Raw genomic sequence first — 22133 nt, forward strand, 5'->3', positions numbered from 1 at the left:
TCACGCCGCCGAGGGGGATCCGACCGGCCGTGCGCGCGTCCACTGTAACGAGATTTCCCTCCTGAAAGGTAGACACAGCCAACCATTAGGGCCACAATCGTGCCCAGACGCGCACCCCAGCGTCGAGCGCGAGCGCACGGAGGACAGATGTCACGGTCGAGCGAGGTCAACGCGAAGGTCGCAGGAGCGACCTATACGCGTGCAGGCAAGGACTACTTCGAGAAGCGGGGGCTGACCCGCAGCGCCGGCATCTGGGGGCTGTGGGGCCTCGCTGTGGCCGCGGTCATCTCGGGCGACTTCTCGGGATGGAACTTCGGCATCGACTTCGCCGGCTTCGGCGGGATGCTGATCGCCTTCGCCATCCTCGTCGTCATGTACTACGGAATGATCTTCTCGATCGGAGAGATGGCCGCCGCCATGCCGCACACCGGCGGCGCCTACTCGTTCGCGCGGTCGGCGATGGGACCCTGGGGCGGCCTGGTCACGGGCGCCGCCGAGACCATCGAGTACGTCGCGACCACCGCCGTCATCGTCTACTTCTCGGCCTCGTACGCCGACGCCATCACGAGCGAGCTGCTCGGCGTCTCGTTGCCGGCCTGGGTGTGGTGGGCGATCCTCTACGCCGCCTTCGTGGGGCTCAATGCGGCGGGCGCGGCGATCTCGTTCAGATTCGCGATCGTGGTCTCGGTGATCTCGATCGGGATCATCGTGGTCTTCTCGATCATGGCCCTTGCCTCGGGCGCGTTCCAGTGGGCGAACCTGTGGGACATCGCGCCCGACCCCGGCCAGACGGAGTTCCTGCCGCACGGCGTGCTGCCGATCCTGTTCGCCCTCCCGTTCGCGATGTGGTTCTTCCTGGGGATCGAAGAGCTCCCGCTCGCGGCCGAGGAGTCCCACAACCCCGTGCGCGACATCCCCCGCGCCGGATTCTGGGCGCGCGGCACCCTGATCGTGACCGGTCTGCTCGTGCTTTTCCTCAACACCGGCGTCATCGGCGCCGAAGCGACGGGCGTCGCGGGCGAACCGCTCCTGGACGGCTTCCGCGCCATCGTCGGCGACGAGGCCGCCGCCGTGCTGGCGCTGCTGGCGCTGGTCGGATTGCTCGCTTCGCTCCAGGGCATCATGTTCGCCTACGGACGCAACATGTACTCGCTCTCGCGCGCCGGTTACTACCCGCAGTTCCTGTCGCTCACCGGCAAGCGACGCACACCGTGGGTGTCGCTCCTGGTCGGCGCCGTCATCGGCTTCATCGCCCTCGCCATCCTCGACACCCTCGCGGCGTTCAACGAGGGAGCGGGCGCCGTCGCCGGTGCGATCGTGCTGAACATCGCCGTGTGGGGCGCCGTGCTGGCTTACTTCCTGCAGATGGTGTCGTTCGTGCTCCTGCGCAAGAAGCTTCCGGACGTCGAGCGGCCCTACCGCAGCCCGTGGGGTATCCCCGGCGCCGTCATCGCCGCCGCGATCGCCGCGCTGATCTTCGTGGGGTTCCTGCTGAACCCGACGTTCCTGCCGGCGATCATCGCGATCGTGGTGGTGTACATCATCATCCTCGCCGGCTTCGCCCTCTTCTTCCGCCACCGCCTCGTGCTCTCGCCCGAAGAGGAATACGCACTGTCGGGCGGCCGGCACGGCGACCCGCAGGAGGAGGGCTACGACGCCATGGAAGGCGAGGTCTTCGGCGACAAGCGGTAGGGGACGCCGCTGTCGGCCCTCCGCGCGACTGGGGATGCGCGGAGGGCTCTGGCGCGCTCATGGCACGATGAACACGACCTCGGCACCGGTGGGCACCGCGGTCGTCACGATCCGGGTGTCGAAGGTTGCCAGGCGCGCGTCGTTGGACGCCGCGAGGTGCAGCAGATAGGTATCGGACACCTGCGAGCTCGACAGCAGCCGCTCCGTATGAACCGAACTGTCGAGGAGGCTGACCGCGTCGGGGAGGAAGACGTGGTCCGCCTGCGCCGCGAGGCTCGCCAGACTCGCCAGCACCACCGGAGCCGGCTGACTGTTCGGGTACTTCGGGTTACTCACGACGCGGATCACGCCGTTCTGCACGGTCGGGCTCGTGTGCCACCAGCCTTCCCGCTTCGAGAACCAGCGGTGCGCGCGCTCATGGTGCACGTGGAGCGGGTCGATCAGCGCGATGACCACGTTCACGTCGAGCAGATGCGCCATCAGGTGGCTTCGTCCCGCAGCTCGTTGACGTCCTCGAGGGTCGCCTTGCCCGCTGTCGCCGGCGCCGGCAGCAGGACGACGCCGTTCCGGGTGCTGTGGCGCCTGCGCTCGGTCAAGGTCGCCCGCGCAAGCTGCGAGAGGGCTTCTCCGAGGGTGAGGCCCCGCGCCGCGGCGAACTGTTTCGCCGCGGCCAGGACGTCGTCATCGATCGTGACCGTGGTTCTCATGCATCAATCATCACGCATCACGCATCGCGGCGGCAATGGCAGAGATCACGGACGTGCGCAAGCCCTCGCGCTGGGAGAGCGCCGAGGCGGATGCTGGAGGGACCGGCTCATGCGAGGCGGACCCCGAACGGAAGGATGACTGATGGTCACGCACAAGGTCGGCTACTTCGTGGGAAGCCTGTCGTCGACATCCATCAACCGCACACTGTCGAAGGCGCTCATCCGTCTCGCGCCGAAGGATCTGGAGTTCTCCGAGATCCCGATCGGCAACCTCCCCCTCTACAGCCCCGACTTCGACAGCGACTACCCGGCCGAGGCGACGGCGCTGAAAGAGGCGATCGCCGCTTCGGACGCGCTCCTCTTCCTCACGCCCGAGTACAACCGCTCCATACCGGGTGCCCTCAAGAACGCCATCGACTGGGCCTCGCGCCCGTGGGGCGAGAACTCCTTCGACCACATCCCCGCGGCCGTGATCGGCGCATCGGTCGGTCAGATCGGCACCGCCGTGGCGCAGCAGAGCCTGCGCGGCGTGCTCAGCTACTGCAACGCCCGGCAGATGACCGCGCCCGAGGCCTACATCCAGTTCTCCGACGAGGTGTTCACCCCGGAGGGCGAGGTGAAGGACGAAGGGCTCGAGACCTTCCTCCGCGAGTACATGACCGAGTTCCGCGATCACATCGAGCGCGTGCTCACGGTCCTCCCCCGAGACTGACCCGGCCCCTGGCGCGCGGCCGGCATCCGTTGCGGGCCGCGTGCCGGCTCATGAGGGAGTGACGGGCTCCACCGTCACCAAGGCGCCGTCACGAAGAGGCCGCGCCCGTGGAGGCCCGGATGACGAGTTCCGTCTGGAGCAGCCCGCCATCGACAGCAGCCGCCGGGTCGGCGGCGAGATGGGCGAGCACGTTGTCGGCCGCGCGCCGACCGGCCAGCTCCAGCTGGGAGCGGACGGTGGTGAGGGCCGGCACGACGAGTTCGCTGCCGAAGATGTCGTCGAACCCGGTGACGCTGAGATCGCGCGGCACGATGACCCCGCTCTCGGCGGCCGCCTGCATGAGCCCGATCGCGATCAGATCGTTGAAGGCCACGACGGCGCTCACCCGCGCTGCCCGGACCCGTCGGATCGCGTCGCGCCCGCCCTCGATCGTCGGGGCGACCGGCCCGATCTCGACCAGCGCGATCCCGAGCCCCTCGGCGTGCTCGAGCATGCGCTCCCACCGTCGACCGCTGATCCACGACGTCTCAGGGCCCGACACGTAGGCGATGGAGCGGTGGCCGAGCCCGCTCAAGTGCGTCATCAGCTGCCCGACGCCGTGATCCACATCGGGCAGGATGCTGTCGACGCCGGTGACCGCGCGATTGATCAGCACCATGGGCTTCCGCGCCGCGACAGCGGCGAGCGCATCGTCACCGAGCCGGGTCGTGGCGAGGATGAGGCCGTCGACGCTCGGCAGCAGCCGCTCGATCGTCTCGGCCTCGGCGACATCGGATTCCTGCGATTCGGCGACGACAAGCGTGTAGCCCGCCGCGCTGGCCGCCTGCTCGGCCCCGCGCACGATGCCGAACACGACCGGGTTGGTGATGTCGGCGACCACGAGCGCGATCGTGTGGCTGCGGCCGGTGTTGAGCGCCCGCGCCATGGGGTTCGCGCGGAAGTTCAGCCGCGCGGCGGCGTCGCGGATCCTCGCCTCGGTCTTCTGGCTGATGCGACCCGGGGTCGACAGCGCCCTCGAGACGGTGGACGGACTCACCCCGGCCAGCTCGGCGATGTCGTAGATGGTCGCGGATCCGCCGCGCTTGCGGATGCGTTCCATCACGGCGAGCGGGATGCCGTCCGGTGACGGCGCGGGCGCCGGTTCGGCGTCAGCCATGGGCTTCGAGGGTCGCCGGCTGCGACGTCAGGGGTGCGGGGGCCATGAAGTGATTCTCGCGCGCCGCGGCACGCGCGGCGGACAGCGCGGCGCCACCCGGGGCATCGACCTTCTCACCAGTCATGGACGGTGCCGTCGAGCAGCCGGTTGTAGGGCAGATATGCCTGCGCGTACGGATACTTGCCGGCCTCGTCCACGTCGAGGTCGACACCGAGGCCGGGCTTGTCGCCGGGGTGCAGGTAGCCGTCGGTCCACGTGAAGGACTGCTGGAACACCTGGTCGGTGCACTGTCCGTGCTGCATGTACTCCTGGATTCCGAAGTTGTGGATGGCCAGGCCCAGGTGCATGGCCGCGGCCATGCCGACCGGGGAGATGTCGGTGGGGCCGTGCATGCCCGACTTGATCTGGTACATCGCGGCGTAGTCGAGGGTCTTCTTCAGCGGGGTGATGCCGCCCATGTGGGTGACGGCGCCACGCACGTAGTCGATGAGCTGGTCGCGGATGATGTCTTTGAAGTCCCACACCGTGTTGAAGATCTCGCCGATCGCGAGCGGCGTGGTGGTGTGCTGGCGCACCAGCCGCAGCGCTTCCTGGTTCTCGGCGGGCGTGCAGTCCTCGAGCCAGAACAGGTCGTAGGGCTCGAGGTCCTTCCCCAGGCGTGCGGCCTGGATGGGGGTCATGCGGTGGTGGCCGTCGTGCAGCAGCGGGATGTCGGGGCCGAACTCGTTGCGGACGGCCTCGAAGACGCCGGGCAGGTGGTTGAGGTAGGCGCGGGTGTCCCAGTCCTCCTCGATCGGCTTCGCTCCGCGCCGGGCGGGCTCGTGGTCGTAGCGGACGGTGGCGTCGCCGACATCGGCGCCCTGGGCGGCGATGCCGTAGATCGCCTTCAGGGTCGGCACACCCGTCTGCACCCGGATCGCCTTGTACCCCTGCTCCTGGTGGGCGCGGATGGAGTCGAACAGCTCGGGCAGCTCTTTGCCCGACGCGTGCCCGTAGGCCATCAGCCCGTTGCGCGACGCGCCGCCCAGCAGCTGGTACACCGGCATCCCGGCGGCCTTGCCCTTGATGTCCCACAGCGCCATGTCGACCGCCGCGCTGGCGGCCATCGTGACGGGTCCGCGTCGCCAGTAGGCGGAGCGGTAGAGGAACTGCCACGTGTCTTCGATGCGCGAAGCATCGGCGCCGATGAGCAGCGGCACGACGTGCTCGCGCAGGTAGGCGACGACGGCGAGCTCGCGCCCGTTCAGGGTGGCGTCGCCGAGCCCGACGTGACCTTCGTCGGTCGTGAGTCGCAGGGTGACGAAATTGCGATCGGGGCTGGTGACGATCACCTCGGCCTTGTCGATGATCATTGACGTGCTCCTTCGTGGGTGAGGGGGATGCCTGTGGTGACGGCCGGGAGAGCCGCATCGATCTGCGCGACGAGGCCGGGCGATGCAGCGGAGTCGGGCGAGACGAGCGCGAGAAGTGCCGTGATGGGATCGTCCGAGGCCGCTGCCAGACGGACGTCGTCGGCGCGTGCGTCCGGGGCGAGGTCGCCGGCGAGCACCCAGTCGATCCACACCGCGAGCGCCGCGGCCGACCCGGCCGGCTCTCGTCCGGCGCGCACCGAGCGCTCGGCGACGGCGGCGAAGCGGAACTGTGCCTTGGTGGTCGCCTCGGCGGCGATCTGGCCGAGCCGGTGGACGATGCGCGGGTTGGCGAAGCGTTCGAGAAGCTGCGCCCGGTACGCCACGTGTTCGGTTCCCGGCGGCAGGTTCTGCACGGCCTCGGCCCAGAAGGCCTCGACCAGAGCACGGCACTCGGGGTGGGCGATGGCGTCGGCCACGGTGTGGAGCCCGCGGCGCAGTCCCGCGAAAGCGAGGATGCTGTGGGCACCGTTGAGCAGCCACAGCTTGCGGTTCTCCCAGGGCTCGATGTCGTCCACGAAGCGGGCCCCGGCGCTCTCCCAGTCGGGCCGCCCGGCGGGGAAGTCGCCCGCGAGCACCCAGTCGGCGAACGGCTCGGTGACCACGGGCGCGCGGTCGACCCACCCCGCCTCGGCGACGACGGCCGGCGCCTCGTCGATATGAGGGGTGATCCGGTCGACGGAGGTGCTCACGAACGAGACATGGGTGCTGATCCAGGCGGCCAGCGACGCGTCGACTTGCTCGGCGAGGGCGGCGAGGCCCGCGGCGAGAAACGAGCCGTTGTCGGGGATGTTGTCGCACGACACGATCGCGATCGCACCGGCATCCGCCCGACGACGCGCGTCGAGCGCGAAGAGCAGCCGACCGAGCACGGTCTCGGGCCGCGGCGACGCGGAGCGCAGCTGCTCGAGGTCGGCGCGCACGAGCGGGTCGTCGAGGTCGAGTCCGCCGTCGGGCCGGAGGCGGTAGCCGCTCTCGGTGATGGTCAGGGTGACGATCGCGACGCGCGGGTCGGCGAGCAGGTCGGCGAGCCGGGTCACGTCGACACCGGCGACCGCCTCGACGAGGCTGGTCACGACCTCGACGCGGTCGGCCTCGGGGCCGCGCTCGACGAGCGCGAACAGGCCGTCCTGCGCGGTCAGGTCTTCGGCGATGCGGGTGGAGCGACCGGTGATGGCGGCGATGCCCCATGCACCGGCGTCGGCGGCGCGGGAGGTGTACCACGCCTGGTGAGCCCGGAAGAAGTGCCCGAGCCCGAGGTGGACGATGCGGACGGGGGGCGCCTCGACGCGGCCGGGTTCGCGCTCGGCGAGGGCCTTCCGTGTGAGCGGGGTGGCGGTGGCGATCACAGCTTGAACACCTCTCGCGGGATGGCGTCGACGAGATCGCGGGCGATCCGCCGTGCCGTCGGGAGCGTGGCGCGCCCCTCGACGACCAGGCGCGCCAGGAAGGCGGCGTCGACGCGGCGGGCGGTGTCGTGGCGGGCGGGGATCGACAGGAAGGCGCGGGTGTCGTCGATGAAGCCGCTCGATCGGTAGAGCCCCGCCGTCTCGGTGGTCGCGGCACGCCAGCGCATCATGGCGTCGGGGGCGTCGAGGAACCACCACGGCGCACCGATGAAGACGCTCGGGTAGAACCCGGCGAGCGGGGCGATCTCGCGTGAGAACGCCGTCTCATCCACGGTGAACAGCACCAGGTGGAACCCCGGCGCGGTGCCGAAGGCCTGCAGCAGCGGCCGGAGGTTCTCGGTGTACTCCGTGCGCACCGGGATGTCGTGGCCGGTGTCGGCGCCGTGCGCCCGGAGCGTCTCGGGGTGATGGTTGCGGTGCACGCCGGGGTGCACCGTCATGACGAGGCCGTCGGCGACGCTCATCCGCGCCATCTGGAACAGCATGTGGCCGCGGAAGAGGCGTGCGTCCGCGGCATCCGCTCCCCCTCCGGCCACCCGTCGGAACAGCTGCTCCGCATCGGCGGCGTCCAGGTCGGTCGTGAACGGCTCGTACACCCCGTGATCCGCAGAGACGGCGCCGTGCGCGGCGAAATGCGCCCGGCGCTCCTCGAGGGCGCGCAGATAGCCGGCGAAGCTGTGCGGCTGCGCCGTGGTCGCGAGCAGTCGCTCCACCCGGTCGGCGAAGTCGGCGCCGGCCGGGTCGAGATAGGCGTCGGGACGGAAGGTCGGGAGCACCCGACCGCGGAAGGTGGAGTCGTCGGCCAGGCGACGGTGGACGGAGAGATCGTCGAGGGGGTCGTCCGTCGTGGCGAGCACCTCGATGTCGAACCGCTCGAAGAGGGCGCGGGGGCGGAACTCCGGGCGGCGAAGCGCCTCGTCGATGCGGTCGTAGATGCGATCGGCCGAGTCCGGAGCGAGCTCTTCGTCGACGCCGAAGAGGGTCTCCAGCTCGTGGGTGATCCAGTACGCGCTGGCGGTGCCGGTGAACTTGTGCCAATGCGAAGCCAGCGTCCGCCATGCCTCACGGGGGTCGGCGGGAGCCCCGGCGACCCCGAGCTCGGCGAGCGGGACTCCGAACGAGTGCAGCAGGCGGGTGACGTAATGATCACGCGAGACGAGAAGCTCGGTCGGATTCCGGAACGCCGCATCTTCGGCCAACAGCGACGGCTCAACGTGACCGTGGGGCGACAGAATCGGCGCCGTGGCGACCTCGGCGTACAGCTCCTCGGCGACCTCTCGCGCGAGGCCGTCGGGGGGAAGCAGGCGCGAGAGTTGCGGGCGGATCGTCTTCGACATGACTCAAGCGTGATCGAGTCCACCCGGGTCTGTCAACCGATTTCCGCTCCGAGTGACGCTTTTCACGGGGCCTAGCGGGCTCCAGACGCGATTGTTGTCAATCGGTTGCGGATCGCGATATGTTCATTACGGGTCACTGGGAATCACCGCCGTGAAGTAGAGGGGGCGTCGACCGCCGGGCTCACGACGAAGGGATAGGCAGCATGCTGCAGCCGAAAGACACCCGCACCCGCGAGCGACGCCGCCTTGACGGACTGTGGCGCTTCCGCGCCGACCCCGACGGCGTCGGCCGCTCCGCGGCGTGGTTCGGGGGCCCACTGGCCGAGGCGATCACCATGCCCGTGCCGGCGAGCTACAACGACATCGTCCCCGGACGGACCCTCCACGACTACGTCGGCGAGGTGTTCTACCAGACCGAGACTGTCCTCCCTCGGACGTGGTCCGGGCAGCGCATCGTGCTGCGATTCGACGCTGCCACGCACCGCGCGACCGTGTGGGTCGGCGACCGCGAGGTCGTAGACCACGAGGGCGGCTACCTCCCGTTCGAGGCCGACATCACCGACGCCGTCACCCCGGGCGAGCCCGTCAGGATCACCGTCGCCGTCGACAACCGCCTGCGGTGGGACACCCTCCCGCCCGGGTTCGTGGTCGACACCGCGCACGGCCCCCGCCAGAAGCAGATGCACGACTTCTTCAACTACGCGGGTCTGCACCGGTCGGTGTGGCTCTCGACGACACCCGTCACCTTCGTCGACGACGTCACGGTGGTCACGCGCGTCGACGGCGACCCGGTCCGCGGCCCGGTGACCGGCATCGTCGACTACGAGGTCGCCCTCGCCGGGATCGATGCCGATGTCGCCGAGATCGAGACCGAGCTGGTCGACGAGGCCGGACGCGTGGTTTCGCGCGGGACAGGAGGCGCAGCATCCCTTCGCATCGACGACGCCACCCTGTGGACACCGGGGACGGGCGGCATGTACACCCTCGTGGTGCGCGTGCGGCGCGGCGGCGAGCTCGTCGACGAGTACCCCCAGCGCGTCGGGGTCCGCACCGTGGAGGTGCGCGGCCACGAGTTCCTGATCAACGGCGAGCCGTTCTACTTCCGCGGGTTCGGGATGCACGAAGACCACCTCGTCCAGGGCAAGGGCCACTCGGACGTCGACATGGTGCACGACTTCGAGATCCTCAAGTGGATCGGCGCGAACTCGTTCCGCACGTCGCACTATCCGTACGCCGAGGAGTTCCTCGACTACGCGGACGACCACGGCATCGTGGTCATCGACGAGACCGCGGCGGTGGGCATGAACGCCACCGTCGGCAACGTCATCGGCGCGAACATCGACCGCGTCTACGGACCCGACTATGTCTCGGACGACACCCGACGCGCGCACGCGCAGCACATCCGCGACCTCGTCGCCCGTGACAAGAACCATCCGAGCGTGGTGCTGTGGTCGATCGCGAACGAGCCCGAGTCGCACACGCCCGAGGCCGTCGAGTACTTCACGCCGCTGTTCGAGCTCACCCGCGAGCTCGATCCCACGCGGCCGGTCGGATTCGTCAATGTGCAGTTCTCCCCCGCCGGTCAGTGCCTGCTCGCGGCACTCAGCGACGTCATCATGATCAACCGCTACTTCGGGTGGTACACGCAGTCAGGCGATCTGGATGCCGCGCGCGACGCCCTGCACGCCGAGCTCGCGGAGTGGGAGAAGACCGGCAAGCCGATCCTGGTCACCGAGTTCGGGGCGGACACGATCGCCGGTCTGCACACCCTCTCCGGCGCGATGTGGTCGGAGGAGTTCCAGACCGAGCTGGTGGAGATGTACACCGAGGTCTTCGATGCGCACGACGGAGTCCAGGGAGAGCACCTGTGGAACTTCGCGGACTTCCAGACCAGTCTCGCGATCGTGCGGGCCGACGGCAATCGCAAAGGGGCCTTCACGCGCGACCGTCGGCCCAAGGCCGTCGCGCATCAGCTGCGCAAGCGCTGGACCGGCAGCACGACCCGAGCGACACCCCAGGACTGAGGCGGCGCGGTCGCTCACCCCTTGCGGGTCGCGCGGTACGCGGTCGGACTCAGGCCGTGCACGCGCGTGAACTGGCGAGAGAAGTAGAACGGGTCCGGCATCCCCACCCGCCTGCCGATCTCGCCCACCGCGAGCGTCGTGCCGTCGAGGAGGCTTCGCGCGTGCGCCATCTTGAGGGCGATGTGGTGGGCCAGCACGCCTCCGCCGGTGGCCTCGCGGAACAGCGCGGTCAGGTGCGAGGGCGAGACCCCCACCATCGCGGCCAGCTCCGCGACCTGCACCCGCCCGTCGACCCGCTGCTCGAGATAGCGCAGCGCCCGCTGAAGCGGGGTGCCCTCTTCAGGCAGCAGCCGGTCGACGGCGAGCTGAGTGAACAGCCGCCAGACCATACCGGACGTGGCCAGCAGGGTCGCGGGCGTGGAGTCCCGGGCGAGGGAGGTGGAGATCTCGTCCAGCAGCGCGGTGATGCGGTCGAGCGCACGCAACGACAGCGTGAGGCGGTCGTGCCGGATGCCGGCGGCCCCGACGAGCTCCGGGATGTCGGTGCCTCGCACATGACACCACCAGATCGTCCATGGATCGCTCTCACTCGCCCCGTAGGAGTGCCCCACCCCGCTCGGTATCACGATCGCGGTCGATGGTCCTACGCGCTGACGCTCTCCGGCGGCATCCAACCACCCCTCGCCGGCCACGCAGACGATCACGATCGTCTCAGCGGCACCGTCAGGACGGTACCTGGCGTGCGATCGCGCGCGAGGGAAGCAACCCGCGTCGGTGACGACCGCCCGACGGGTGACCGGTCGCGCGAGCGCCGCGTCCACCCGCGGGCGAGGCACGACGGTCAGCCGTTCCCGCTCGAACCCGTCGCCGCGCTCCATCCCGACATCATGGCATCCCTCACGCGGCGATGAACCAGCGGATCGTCCAGGCGCAGCATCCGATCAGCCATGGTCACCTCGCGAGCCGCCACATACGTTGGCCTGATGACCCGGGACCCCGACGCCGCGAGCCGCATCGTCCTGCCCGACGCACCGGATGATCAGCGCGCTCTGCTCGACGCGGGCGGAGTCGCCTGCTGGAGCGAAGACGTCATCATCGACACCTACGAGCCCGGAACACCGGACCCGTACCCGCTCTTTCTCGAACGGCGGGTCTACCAGGGGTCGAGCGGGCGGGTGTACCCGATGCCGATGATCGACACCGTGGCGCACGTGAAGTCCCCCCGCGCATGGAAGGCCGTGCACCTCGAGAACGCCTACGTCCGGCTGCTGCTGCTCCCCGAGATCGGCGGGCGCATCCACATCGGGTACGACAAGGTCGCCGGCTACGACTTCTTCTACCGGAACAACGTGATCAAGCCGGCGCTGGTCGGCCTGGCGGGACCGTGGATCTCGGGTGGGGTCGAGTTCAACTGGCCGCAGCATCACCGCCCGGCGACCTTCCTCCCGGTCGAGTGGCGCATCGAACGCGAGGCGGACGACTCCGTCGTCGTGTGGCACACCGACCTGGATCCGCTGCAGCGGATGCGCGGCACGCACGGCGTCCGCCTTCGCGGCGGATCCTCCCTCATCGAAGCCGACGTCGTCCTCCACAACCGGACGGACGTTGCGCAGACCTTCCTCTGGTGGGCGAACGTGGCCGCCCGCGCGCACGAGCGATACCAATCCTTCTTCCCCGACGACGTCCGGTACGTCGCCGACCACGCCCGCCGCGCGATCACGGCGTTCCCCCGCGCGGACCGGCCGTACTACGGAGTGGACTACCCGGCGCTCGCGCGCGACGTCGAACCCGACGCGGATCGACTCGACGTCTACAGCAGCATCCCGGTTCCGACCTCGTACATGATCACCGATACCCGGCACGACTTCTTCGGCGGCTACGATCACGCCGCCGAGGCCGGCTTCGTGCATTGGGCGGACCGCGCCGTCTCGCCGGGCAAGAAGCAGTGGACGTGGGGCGACGGTCCGATCGGGCACGCGTGGGACGCCCAGCTGACCGACGACGACGGACCGTACGTCGAACTGATGGCGGGCGTCTACACCGACAACCAGCCGGACTTCAGCTGGCTCGCACCGGGCGAGACGAAGCGCTTCAGCCAGTTCTGGTACCCGATCCACCGGATCGGTCCGGCTCGCCAGGCGAGTCGGGATGCCGCGATCTCGGTGTCCGGCGCCGACGGTCTCGTGCGCATCGGCGTACTTGCGACCCGCGCCGTCGACGACGCCCTCATCACGGTGTCAGACGATTCCGGCATCCTCACCACCGCCACCACGACGCTCTCGCCCGCCCGGCCGCACCTTCTCGAGGTCGACACCGTCGCGGCGGTCGCCCGCGTCGAGGTCCGGTCGGGCGATGAGGTCCTGGTCGCGTGGGAGCGGCCGACCGGCGAGGCCGTGGTCCCGTGGGTCGCCACCGCGCCCGATGCTCCCGAGGAGGTCGCGTCGAACGACGAGCTCTATCTCACCGCGGTGCACCTGATGCAGTACCGGCACCCGACGAGGTCTCCCCTCCCCTACCTCGAAGAAGCGCTGAGGCGGGACCCTGCGGACTCGCGGTCGGCGACGGCGCTGGCGGCCGAGCGCCTGCGGCGCGGACGCTACGACGAGGCCAAGGACCTGCTCGACACCACTGTCGATCGGCTGACGCGGCGCAACCTCAACCCGCGCGACGGTGAAGCGGTCTACCTCCGCGGGCTGGTGCACGAGCGACTGGGCGACGATGTCGCCGCGGACGCCGACTTCGCGAAGGCAGCCTGGAATCACGCCTGGACGGCGGCGGCGTCCCTTGCGCGTGCCCGGATCGCGCTGCGCACGGGGCGCACGGCCGACGCGATCCTCCACGCCCGATCCGCGGGAGGCATTCCCGAGGCCGAGCGGATCGTCGTGCTCGCCCTGCGGCGGCAGGGACACGACGGCGAAGCCGCGAGACGGCTGGCAGAGCTCCGACGGACCGATCCGCTGGATGCCGCGACCGCCGCCCTCGCCGGGGCGCTCGACGTCGTCGATCCGCGGACCCCGCTCGACGTCGCCACCGAGTTCGCCCGCGCCGGCGCCTGGGACGACGCGGTGCGCACGACCGCCGGCTCCGCGTCGTCCTCCCCCGCGCTCGGCGCGTTCGTCAATCCCGAGCCGCTGCGCCATTACCTGCGCGCGGTGTGGCTCGACGCGCAGGAACTTGGAGATCAGGCACGCGAGGCGCGACGAGAGGCGAGGGAAGCCGATGCCGCGTACGCCTTTCCCGCGGGCCTCGACCAGTACGACGCGCTCCGATCGGCCGTCGACGCGGACGCCGACGACCTCCGCGCGCACGCACTCCTGGGTATGTGGCTGCTGGATGCCGGGCGGATCCACGACGCGCTTCCCCACCTGATGGCCGCGACCGCGGGCGGGTCGGACGACCCGGTCGCGTGGCGCAACCTCGCGCTGGCGACCGTGGAATCGGGCGGCGACAAGGACGCCGCCGACCGGGCTTTCGCGCACGCGCTGACGCTGCGGCGCGACGCCCGCCTCGTCCTCGAGAGGGACGTCCTCGGCAGGCTTCGCGGGCTGTCACCGGTCGAGCGCCTCGCGCTGCTCGAGCAGCAGCCCGATCTCCTGCTCGAGCGCGACGATCTCGCCCTGGCGTACGTCACGCTGCTCCTGGAGGTGGACCGGATCGCGGAGGCCTGGGACATCCTCACCGCGCGCACCTTCCGTCCGTTCGAGGGCGGTGAAGGGCGGGTGATCGCGGCGTTCGACCGCGCCTCGTGCGAGATCGCGCGCGACCTCATTCGGACCGACCCGACCGCCGCGGCGAGGCTGATGGAAGACGGCATCCGAGTGCCCGCCCACCTCGGAGAAGGGCGCCACCCCGCTGCTCCGCTGGCCGAGCGCCTGGTCGTGTGGGGCGACGCGCTGCTGGCCACGGGTGACCGGGATGCCGCGACCGCGGCGTGGTGGGGCGCCTGCAGCGGCACACCGCACGCGGTGGCTCCTCGACCCCCGGTCGAAGCGGACTACTGGGTCGGCGTCGCGCACCTCCGCCTCGGCGAAGACGCGGCGGCGGAAGAGATCTGGTCCGCGCTCGAACGGCGGGCGGATGACCTGGCGCGGTCGCAGGATGCTGTCGACTACTTCGCAACCTCGCTTCCGGAGCTGCTGCTGTTTGACGTCGATACGGCGGCAGCACGCGCCGACGAGGCGGACCGGCTGCGGGCCCTCGCCGCCGAGGGTCGGCGCATCCGCACGCTCGCCGGCACGACGAAAGGCGACAGAGCATGACCGAGCGCTACCTGGGATCCGGGACGGTCGCCACCGGAACGACGGGCCTCACCGGCGCCACACCCGCGCACCTGCCCGAGCGTCTGGCCATCACGCTGTGGGACTTCTCGTGGTACACCCGCGCCGGCGACGGCGAGCCCTACGCGAATCTCGACTCCGCGTGCGCCGACGCCGCCTCACTGGGGTACAACGCGATCCGCATCTGCGCGGCGCCGCTCCTCCTCTTCGGGGCGCTCGGACTCGATGACCTCGCGGCGTCGCTGCGGATCGAAGGCCTCGGGCCGGCCCCCGACGGCGGATACTTCGGTCGGCGCACCCGGTGGTACGACGTGCCGGGAGGATACGAGCTCGATCTGCGGGAACGGCTGCTCGCGTTGTTCACGGCTGCCGCGCGGCACGGCCTGGTCGTGATCCTCGCGAGCTGGGAACTGCAGCAGTCGCCCGCTTTCGCCGCGTCGCCACGGTGGTTCGAGGCCATCGACGCCATCCCGCTCGGCGACCGCTACCGCGTCCTCTCTCAAGCGTGGGAGCGGATGATCGACTGGCTGACCGACGAGGGCCACCGCGAGCGCATCGCGCTCGTCGAGCTCCACAACGAAGTCGACTTCTCGATCCTCCCGGCTCTCGCCGACGGCGGAGCGCACGAGGTGCAGCGGCTGCGGGCGCGGCATCCGGACCTTCTCATCACCGCCAGCTACGGCAAGCCGCCCCACCTCGCCATGCATCAGGTGCCCGAGGGGCTCGGGGCGGCGCAGTTCCACGTGTACAGCTACGGCGTGCTGGACGCGCTGCAGCAGCGCATCGACATCCGGTCCGAGGGGACCGAGGGCTTCCCGAACGCCGCGCTCCGCCGTCTGCTGCGGCCCGACGCACCCACGTTCGAGCAGTACGGACGCGCCGCCGGATGGAAGCACCGCGCGACCGTTGTCACCGACCAGATGATCTACGGCTACGACTGGATCGACCCGGCGGCCTGGGACGCGTGGCTCGATGAGCACTACGGCCCCTACGAGCACGTGATGCGGCGCGAGATCGAGTCGAGGGTGATCGCCGTCGCCGAGTGGGCGCGGTGGCACGGCATCCCCGCACTCGTCGGCGAGGGGTGGGTGGGTTACACCCCCCTGCACGGCACGTTCGAAGAGGGCGACACCGGCCGAGCGCTCGCCGAGCACGGCGTGACGACCGCGCTCGAACACGGCGTATGGGGTGTCGTGCTCTGCTCGAACGCCGCACCGCACCACCCGATGTGGCAGCTGCGGGAGTGGCAGAGCGCACAGAACCGCCGGATCACAGGGAACGCCATCATGACCGACGCCCTCGACCCGCGCGCACGGCAGGGCGGAGCCGGACTCTCGATCGACGCCGTCTCGCTGACGCGGGACGGTCGGCGATGGTTCCCGGTGTCGGGCGAGTACCACTTCAGCCGCGACGTTCCCGAGCGGTGGGAGCACGAGCTGCGGAAGATGAAGGCGGGCGGCGTCGACCTCATCGCGACCTATCTCATCTGGATCCTCCATGAGGAGCAGCCCGGCCGACGCACTTGGCAGGGCCACCTCGACGTCCGGCGATTCGTCGAAACCGCCCGGCGCGCGGGACTGGAGGTCGTCCTCCGCGTCGGCCCGTGGGCGCACGGCGAGGCCCGGAACGGCGGATTCCCCGATTGGCTTCAGGAGCTGCCGATCGCGCATCGGACGAACGACCCCGCATATCTCGAGCACGTGCGGGACTGGTACGCCGACATCGCGTCGCAGCTGCGCGGGCTGTTCCGCGACGACGCGCACCCCGACGCCCCGATCGTGGCCGTGCAGGTCGACAACGAGCTGTACGACCAGCCCGAGCATCTCGCGACGCTTCGCGACATCGCCGAAGAAGCGGGCATGCACGTTCCGTTCTGGGTTGCGACCGGGTGGGGCGGCGCGCAGGTGCCGCAAGATGCGCTGATCTCGGTGTACGGCGGCTATTCCGACGGGTTCTGGGACGAATCCGACGTCGAGCTGCCGGACTTCTCGTCGGCGCACTTCACCTTCAGCGACGTCCGGGACGACCTGTCGGTCGGCGCGGACGTACGCCTCGCACCACCCACGAACGGGCGCGACGATCGGCGCTTCCCGTTCCTCACCTGCGAGCTCGGTGGCGGGATGGCCGTCGCCTACCACCGGCGGCCGCGGGTGGACGCGGCCGACATCGACGCGCTCGCGCTCACCAAGCTGGGCAGCGGTTCGGCCTGGCAGGGCTACTACGTCTATCACGGCACCGTGCAGCCAACGGGCACTGTGCAGCCAACGGGCACTGAGCAGCCAACGGGCACGACCACGGGGATGCAGGAGACGCAGGATTCGGGCTATCCCAACGACCTCCCGCGCAAGGACTACGACTTCTACGCCCCGATCGGCTCGGCGGGAACCCTCCGCCCCCACTACCACCTGCTGCGCGCGCAGCACCTGTTCCTGCAGCAGTGGGGTGCGCAGCTGCTCGAGCTTCCGTGGGAGTTCCCGGATCCCGCCGAGACGGGCATGCCCGTCTCGGTGCGCGTGTCCGAAGGCAGGGGTTTCGTCTTCGGCACCAATCACCGACCGGCTGCGGCACCGCCCGGTGACGTGGTGGACTTCCAGCTCGCCCTCGCGCACGGTGCGATGCTCCCGGCGGTGCCCACCGGCATCCCCGCGGGCACCGCGTTCGTATGGCCGGTCGGCCAGCCCTATGGCGACGTCCGTTCGCTGACGGGGACCGTACAGCCCGTCACCCAGATCGAGACGGATGCCGGGCTGGTCGCGATCTTCCGCGCGACCGACGGGGTACCCGTCGAACTCGACATCGACAGCGGCGACGCGGCGGTCTCGGGTGCACGAGCGCTGGACACCGAGCACGGCGCTCGGTGGACTCTCACCACCGCGCCCGGGCCGGAATCGGTCATCACCGTCGGCACGACGCGCCTGGTGATCCTGGACGCGACATCGGGTTCGCGCGTCTGGGCGGGTTCGATCGCCGGCGAGCGGGTCGTCGCGCTGTGGGACGGCGGTCTGACGTTCGCCGACGACCACGTCACGCTCGAGCGCTGGGGCGCCGCGAGCGAGATCCTGACGATTCCCGCTCTCGAGGGATCGGCGGGATGGGTCGGTCCGTTCCGTCGTCTGGCCCTCCCGACCGGGGGCACCCCGGCATCCCTCGGCGTGCGTCAGGTCGCCGCTGCGACATCGCTGCCCGAGACACGAAGGGGCGGGCCGGCCGACCGGTACAGCGCCCCGCGCGACGCCGAGTATGCCGGTGCGGCCGTCTTCGAGGTCGATGTGCCGCTCGACGACGATTTCGCCGGGGCCCAGGTCGTGTCGCTCGAGTGGGCGGGGGACGTCGCCCGCGCCTGGGTGGGTGACGAGCTGGTGTCGGATCAGTTCTGGTACGGGCGCCCGTGGGAGATCGATGCGCGGCTTCTGCCGCAGCTCGCGGTCTCTCCGTTGCGGATCGAGATCCTGCCGTGGAACGGCGACGCGGACTTCTTCGTCGACCGTCGCGTGCGAGCCGACCGGGTCGCCGGGCGCGCTGAGCTGCTGTCGGCGACGCTGATCCGCGCGCCGCACCACCGTGTCGGGCCCGCGTCACAGCCGCAGCCGCAGGCGTAGCGCGGCGGCGGACTGTCGCCGCGTTCAGATATCGAAGACCAGCACCTTGGCCGCCGATCGCTGGATCTCCCCCGCGACCGCGAGATGCTCCGGGTGTGGCAGGTAGGCGTCCCGCGCCGCGGCATCCGGGAAGGTGATGACGAAGCCGTACTCGAAACCGGATTCCAGCCCCTCAGGGCTGGTGCTCTCGCCCTCTTGAAGATCGTCCACGCCGGGAACCCGATCCCGAAGAGACCGGATCGCCTGGCGAACGGCGTGGCGCGCAGGGGCGTCGGCGTGATCCGCCCAGGTGATGAGCACCACGTGTGTGACGGGCATGTGCACCTCCGCGAAGAATCGAGTCGTCCTCCCCCACCTTACGGAGATCGCTTTCGGATCCAGTCCCGCGGAACCAAGTCCGTGTTGTTGTCAAGGTCGTGTTGTGAGCGGCATGGGACTCCCTATCGTGCTGGTCATGAAACACGTCACGTTCGGCGAGAAGGCAATCCTCGTGGGCGACGATGCGGCGGACGCACTCCTGGAGTACGCGCGCGTGATCGGTGACGCGGGCACGGCTGACACCGTCACGCTGAACGCCATCGGACCCGATGGCAACACCGTCGAAGTCGGCATACTGTTGAACTCGAGCACGAGTCTCATCGTCGAGGGAACCAACTCGGATGTACGGGCACCCGAGAACGACGAGGCGGTCGCCGAGATGAGGGAGCGCATCGAGGCCCTGACCCGTCCCTTGACGGCCCAGCCCGACGAGGGATGGACGCACGACGAGTACGAGAGCACCGAGATTTTCTGACCGATCGACGAAGGATCCATCATGGGAACACTTCTCTACGGCAGTCCGCCTCGCAGGCTGGAGTTCGACGACGCGACCCTCGCCCACCTGAAGGTGGTCATCGTCACGAAGCTGCGCCGCAGCGAGAGCTTCACGGTGTCATGGCAGCACCCGCCGGACCGGCCGCCCGGCAGGTCCACTCTGTGGCTCCACCCCTCCATCGAACTGGGATTCGAGTTCGACTCGCCTGCACCGCCGGATCCACTCGACCGTCGATGGCTCGAACACTTGGCCCACGAGGCGAGCTCCGCCGCCGGAATCGTGCTGACCGCTGACGAGGTGGTCGGCGGTCATGTCCCCGAGCATGACGAACCGCGCCACCTGGTTGGGGCGCCGACTCCATAGGTGACCCGATCAGAGAACCTGCTCGTAGTCGAGAAGGTGCTCGGGGATGTCGAGATCGATGCTGGGAGGATGCTGCTCCCACTCTTCGACCTGTTCCGGAGCCGCGTGGATCGACTCGAATCTCACGCCCACCTGCGCGGTGATCAGCACACTGATGGTGGATCGGCCGACCGTCTTGAACTTCACGAAGCCCGCGCCTTCGCGGGCCGCTCGGACGACCTTCTTCTTCAGCGCTGCCACGTCCTGATCGGGGCGCAGAACGAAGGTCTGGCCGTCGACGCGTACCCTGTGGATCCTCATGCCACCTCCGACCGGACGCACCGTGTCGATGCACTACCAGAGTACCTAGATGGCCTAGCAAAAGGGCTGGGACGGGCCGGCCGGTCAGGAAGAAGCACTGGGTGAGGACGTGCTGGGGTTCGCCGCCCACGAGGCCAGCAGGCGCAGGCGCTCGGCAGATGGCGAACCGGGCTCGGCGCTGTAGATCAGCAGCACCTGGCCGGGGTCGGCGGTGATCGCCAGCTCCTCGTAGACCAGCGTGAGGTCGCCGACGACAGGATGGTGAAACCGCTTCGTGCCGGTGCCGTGGGTCCGGACGTTGTGCGCCGCCCAGAGGGCGCGGAAGGTCTCGCTGCGCGTGGAGAGCTCACCGACGAGGTCCTGAATTCCCTTGTCATGCGGGTCTCGGCCGGCCTCCGCGCGGATGACGGCGACGCACATGTCCGCGAAGAGATCCCAGTCCGGGTAGAAGTCCCGTGCGGCGGGATCGAGGAACTGGAAGCGCGCGAAGTTCGGTGTCCGTCCGCCGTCCCCGATGAGCGGCGAGTAGAAGGCCCTGCCGAGGTCGTTGAAGGCGACGAGGTTCTGCCGTTGATCGCGGACCACCGCGACGGCGTCGGTGACTGCGGCGAGCGCCCACTCAAGACTGGCCCGCGGCGGCCCGGCCTTGGTCGTTCGACGGCGGTGACGCCCGGAAGAGGGGATGCCGTCGGCATTGCGGGCGAGATCCAAGAGGTGCGCATGCTCGGCATCGTTGAGCTGGAGGGCCCGCGACACGGCGTCGAGCACGGCTCCCGATGCCCCGGCGATGCTTCCGCGCTCCAGCTTGGCGTAGTACTCGACGCTGACGCCGGCCAGAGCCGCTACCTCACTGCGGCGCAACCCCGCCACGCGTCGGTTCGACCCGGCAGTGATGCCCGCGGCATCCGGAGACACCCGGGCGCGGCGGGACATCAGGAACTCGCGGACCTCGTCTCGATTGTCCATGCGCTCAGGCTAGGCCGACCCTGCACCGAGATGGGATGCCCTGCCGGTACACCTCTCGCCAGTGACTCCCTCTCCGCGCGCGTGGCGCTGAGACTGAGGAGCATGCCAGAGATCCCACCCCCGCCCACGACGGCTGTGCGCCGAAGGTTGCCCGCGCTGCTCCTGCTGCTGACGGTGTTCGGCCCGATCTCCATGGACCTGTATCTTCCTGCGCTGCCGGCCCTCACCATCGAGCTCGCGGCAACGACGTCGGTCGCCCAGCTGACGGTCACCGCGTGCCTGATCGGGCTGGCCGCGGGTCAGCTCATCGCCGGCCCCGTGTCCGACAGATTCGGCCGTCGCGGCATCCTGCTCGTGGGGATCGTGGCGTACATCGTCACCTCGGCACTGTGCGCCCTGAGTCCCTCGATCGAACTGCTCATTCTGGCGCGGCTGGTCCAGGGCCTTGCCGGCGGAGTCGGCATCGTCATCGCGACCGCCGCCGGGCGGGACGTGTTCTCCGGCCGCGCCCTGACCCGCTTCTACGGCAGCCTCACCGTGATCGGAGGTTTCGCCGCCATCGTCGGCCCGCTTCTGGGCGGACTGCTGAACACCTTCACGGATTGGCGCGGCCTCTTCGTGTTCCTCGCCGTCATCGGCGTCGCGATCCTCGTCGCGGCCCTCATCGGCTTCGGCGAGACGCTGCCTTCCGGCCGGCGCACGTCGGGCGGGCTCGCGCGCACTCTCCGGGACTACCGGACCCTTCTCGCCGACCGGGTCTTCCTCGGCGCGGTGCTCAACCAGGGGTTCCTGTACGCGGCGCTGTTCGCCTACCTTGCCGGATCCACCTACGTGCTGCAGGACATCTACGGACTCTCCCCGCAGTGGTACGCCGCCGCCTTCGGGCTGAATTCGGCCGGCCACATGCTGTTCGGCTACCTCGCCGGGCGCACCGCCGAGCGCTGGAGCATCGCGGGGACCCTCGCCGTCGGAGTCGCCGTCACCGGGCTCGGCGCCCTCGGTCTGCTCGTCGCCGGCCTCTCGCCGATGCCACTCTGGGTCGTGATCGCGTCGCTGTTCGCCCTGTCCAGCGGCGTCGCGATGACCGCGCCCCCGGCCACGACGCTCGCGATGACGGACTATCCGCAGATGGCCGGCACCGCGTCCTCCCTGCTGGGCATGGTGCGGTTCGGCTTCGGTGGAATCGCCGCACCGTTCGTCGGCGTCGCCGGCGCGCTCAGCATCCTCCCCCTGGGCCTGACCACCACCGTCGCCGTACTGCTCGCCGCGGCATCCTGCCTGCTGCTCATCGGCCGCAAGGGCACGGATGCCGCAACCGCCGCCGCTGCCATCTCCACCCCCGCGCATACCCACTGAGCCCAGGGCCAC

At 69.9% G+C, this 22133-nt stretch carries 19 protein-coding genes; 8 read left to right on the forward strand and 11 right to left on the reverse strand.

Annotated features, from left to right (window positions below; all coding sequences use genetic code 11):
• The first annotated feature begins 147 nt into the window (after positions 1-147).
• A complete protein-coding gene (locus tag NFR93_RS12815) occupies positions 148-1692 on the forward strand; it encodes an amino acid permease (RefSeq protein ID WP_251453799.1) in 1545 nt (514 codons plus the stop codon).
• 57 nt (positions 1693-1749) lie between these two features.
• Here the strand turns inward: NFR93_RS12815 and NFR93_RS12820 are convergent, their stop codons facing one another.
• Positions 1750-2172 carry a TA system VapC family ribonuclease toxin gene (locus tag NFR93_RS12820; RefSeq protein WP_251453800.1) on the reverse strand — a complete coding sequence of 141 codons (423 nt, stop codon included), beginning with the start codon at positions 2170-2172 and terminating at the stop codon, positions 1750-1752.
• Complete coding sequence (locus tag NFR93_RS12825; RefSeq protein ID WP_251453801.1) at positions 2172-2399, reverse strand: hypothetical protein; 228 nt, start codon at positions 2397-2399, stop codon at positions 2172-2174. The genes NFR93_RS12820 and NFR93_RS12825 overlap by 1 nt, the downstream gene beginning before the upstream one ends.
• Positions 2400-2541: 142 nt before the next feature.
• On the opposite strand from NFR93_RS12825, the gene NFR93_RS12830 reads away from it, so the two are divergent.
• Positions 2542-3111: an NADPH-dependent FMN reductase gene (locus NFR93_RS12830; RefSeq protein WP_251453802.1), complete on the forward strand. Its 570-nt coding sequence runs from the start codon at positions 2542-2544 to the stop codon at positions 3109-3111.
• Between the two features lie 88 nt (positions 3112-3199).
• Here NFR93_RS12830 and NFR93_RS12835 read toward each other — a convergent pair whose 3' ends face one another.
• Genes NFR93_RS12835 through uxaC form a run of 5 tightly spaced genes read right to left on the reverse strand, consistent with a single transcriptional unit; the run spans position 3200 to position 8422 of the window.
• On the reverse strand, positions 3200-4267 hold the full coding sequence (locus tag NFR93_RS12835; RefSeq protein WP_251453803.1) for a LacI family DNA-binding transcriptional regulator: 1068 nt from the start codon (positions 4265-4267) through the stop codon (positions 3200-3202).
• A complete protein-coding gene (locus NFR93_RS16000; RefSeq protein ID WP_285814601.1) occupies positions 4260-4391 on the reverse strand; it encodes a hypothetical protein in 132 nt (43 codons plus the stop codon). The genes NFR93_RS12835 and NFR93_RS16000 overlap by 8 nt, the downstream gene beginning before the upstream one ends.
• A complete protein-coding gene (manD, locus tag NFR93_RS12840; RefSeq protein ID WP_251453810.1) occupies positions 4381-5619 on the reverse strand; it encodes a D-mannonate dehydratase ManD in 1239 nt (412 codons plus the stop codon). The genes NFR93_RS16000 and manD overlap by 11 nt, the downstream gene beginning before the upstream one ends.
• Positions 5616-7025: a mannitol dehydrogenase family protein gene (locus tag NFR93_RS12845; RefSeq protein ID WP_251453811.1), complete on the reverse strand. Its 1410-nt coding sequence runs from the start codon at positions 7023-7025 to the stop codon at positions 5616-5618. Before NFR93_RS12845 ends, manD begins: the two co-directional genes overlap by 4 nt.
• Complete coding sequence (uxaC, locus tag NFR93_RS12850; protein WP_251453812.1) at positions 7022-8422, reverse strand: glucuronate isomerase; 1401 nt, start codon at positions 8420-8422, stop codon at positions 7022-7024. The genes NFR93_RS12845 and uxaC overlap by 4 nt, the downstream gene beginning before the upstream one ends.
• Before the next feature lie 203 nt (positions 8423-8625).
• Between uxaC and uidA the strand changes: the two genes are divergently transcribed.
• Positions 8626-10446: a beta-glucuronidase gene (gene uidA, locus NFR93_RS12855; protein WP_251453814.1), complete on the forward strand. Its 1821-nt coding sequence runs from the start codon at positions 8626-8628 to the stop codon at positions 10444-10446.
• A gap of 14 nt (positions 10447-10460) precedes the next feature.
• Here the strand turns inward: uidA and NFR93_RS12860 are convergent, their stop codons facing one another.
• The gene (locus NFR93_RS12860) at positions 10461-11324 is read right to left on the reverse strand and encodes an AraC family transcriptional regulator (RefSeq protein WP_251453818.1); all 864 of its coding nucleotides are present in this window, start codon (positions 11322-11324) and stop codon (positions 10461-10463) included.
• Between the two features lie 105 nt (positions 11325-11429).
• On the opposite strand from NFR93_RS12860, the gene NFR93_RS12865 reads away from it, so the two are divergent.
• Entirely contained in the window at positions 11430-14705 is a 3276-nt protein-coding gene (locus NFR93_RS12865) for a DUF5107 domain-containing protein (protein WP_251453819.1), read from the forward strand.
• A complete protein-coding gene (locus tag NFR93_RS12870; protein ID WP_251453822.1) occupies positions 14702-18322 on the forward strand; it encodes a beta-galactosidase in 3621 nt (1206 codons plus the stop codon). Before NFR93_RS12865 ends, NFR93_RS12870 begins: the two co-directional genes overlap by 4 nt.
• A 24-nt stretch (positions 18323-18346) precedes the next feature.
• Here the strand turns inward: NFR93_RS12870 and NFR93_RS12875 are convergent, their stop codons facing one another.
• Positions 18347-18640, reverse strand: a complete 294-nt coding sequence (locus tag NFR93_RS12875) for a Dabb family protein (RefSeq protein ID WP_251453825.1) — start codon at positions 18638-18640, stop codon at positions 18347-18349.
• Positions 18641-18776: 136 nt separating this feature from the next.
• On the opposite strand from NFR93_RS12875, the gene NFR93_RS12880 reads away from it, so the two are divergent.
• Positions 18777-19115, forward strand: a complete 339-nt coding sequence (locus tag NFR93_RS12880; protein WP_251453828.1) for a hypothetical protein — start codon at positions 18777-18779, stop codon at positions 19113-19115.
• A gap of 21 nt (positions 19116-19136) precedes the next feature.
• Entirely contained in the window at positions 19137-19499 is a 363-nt protein-coding gene (locus tag NFR93_RS12885) for a DUF7882 family protein (protein WP_251453830.1), read from the forward strand.
• Positions 19500-19508: 9 nt separating this feature from the next.
• Here NFR93_RS12885 and NFR93_RS12890 read toward each other — a convergent pair whose 3' ends face one another.
• Together NFR93_RS12890 and NFR93_RS12895 are read right to left on the reverse strand one after the other, a co-directional pair.
• Positions 19509-19799, reverse strand: coding sequence for a hypothetical protein (locus NFR93_RS12890; protein WP_251453832.1), 291 nt, complete (start codon positions 19797-19799; stop codon positions 19509-19511).
• A gap of 84 nt (positions 19800-19883) precedes the next feature.
• Positions 19884-20765, reverse strand: a complete 882-nt coding sequence (locus tag NFR93_RS12895; RefSeq protein ID WP_251453834.1) for a helix-turn-helix domain-containing protein — start codon at positions 20763-20765, stop codon at positions 19884-19886.
• 102 nt (positions 20766-20867) lie between these two features.
• Between NFR93_RS12895 and NFR93_RS12900 the strand changes: the two genes are divergently transcribed.
• Entirely contained in the window at positions 20868-22121 is a 1254-nt protein-coding gene (locus NFR93_RS12900) for a multidrug effflux MFS transporter (protein WP_251453836.1), read from the forward strand.
• The last annotated feature ends 12 nt before the right edge of the window (positions 22122-22133 follow it).

This window comes from Microbacterium sp. Marseille-Q6648 (assembly GCF_943181415.1).
Classification (GTDB): Bacteria; Actinomycetota; Actinomycetes; order Actinomycetales; family Microbacteriaceae; genus Microbacterium.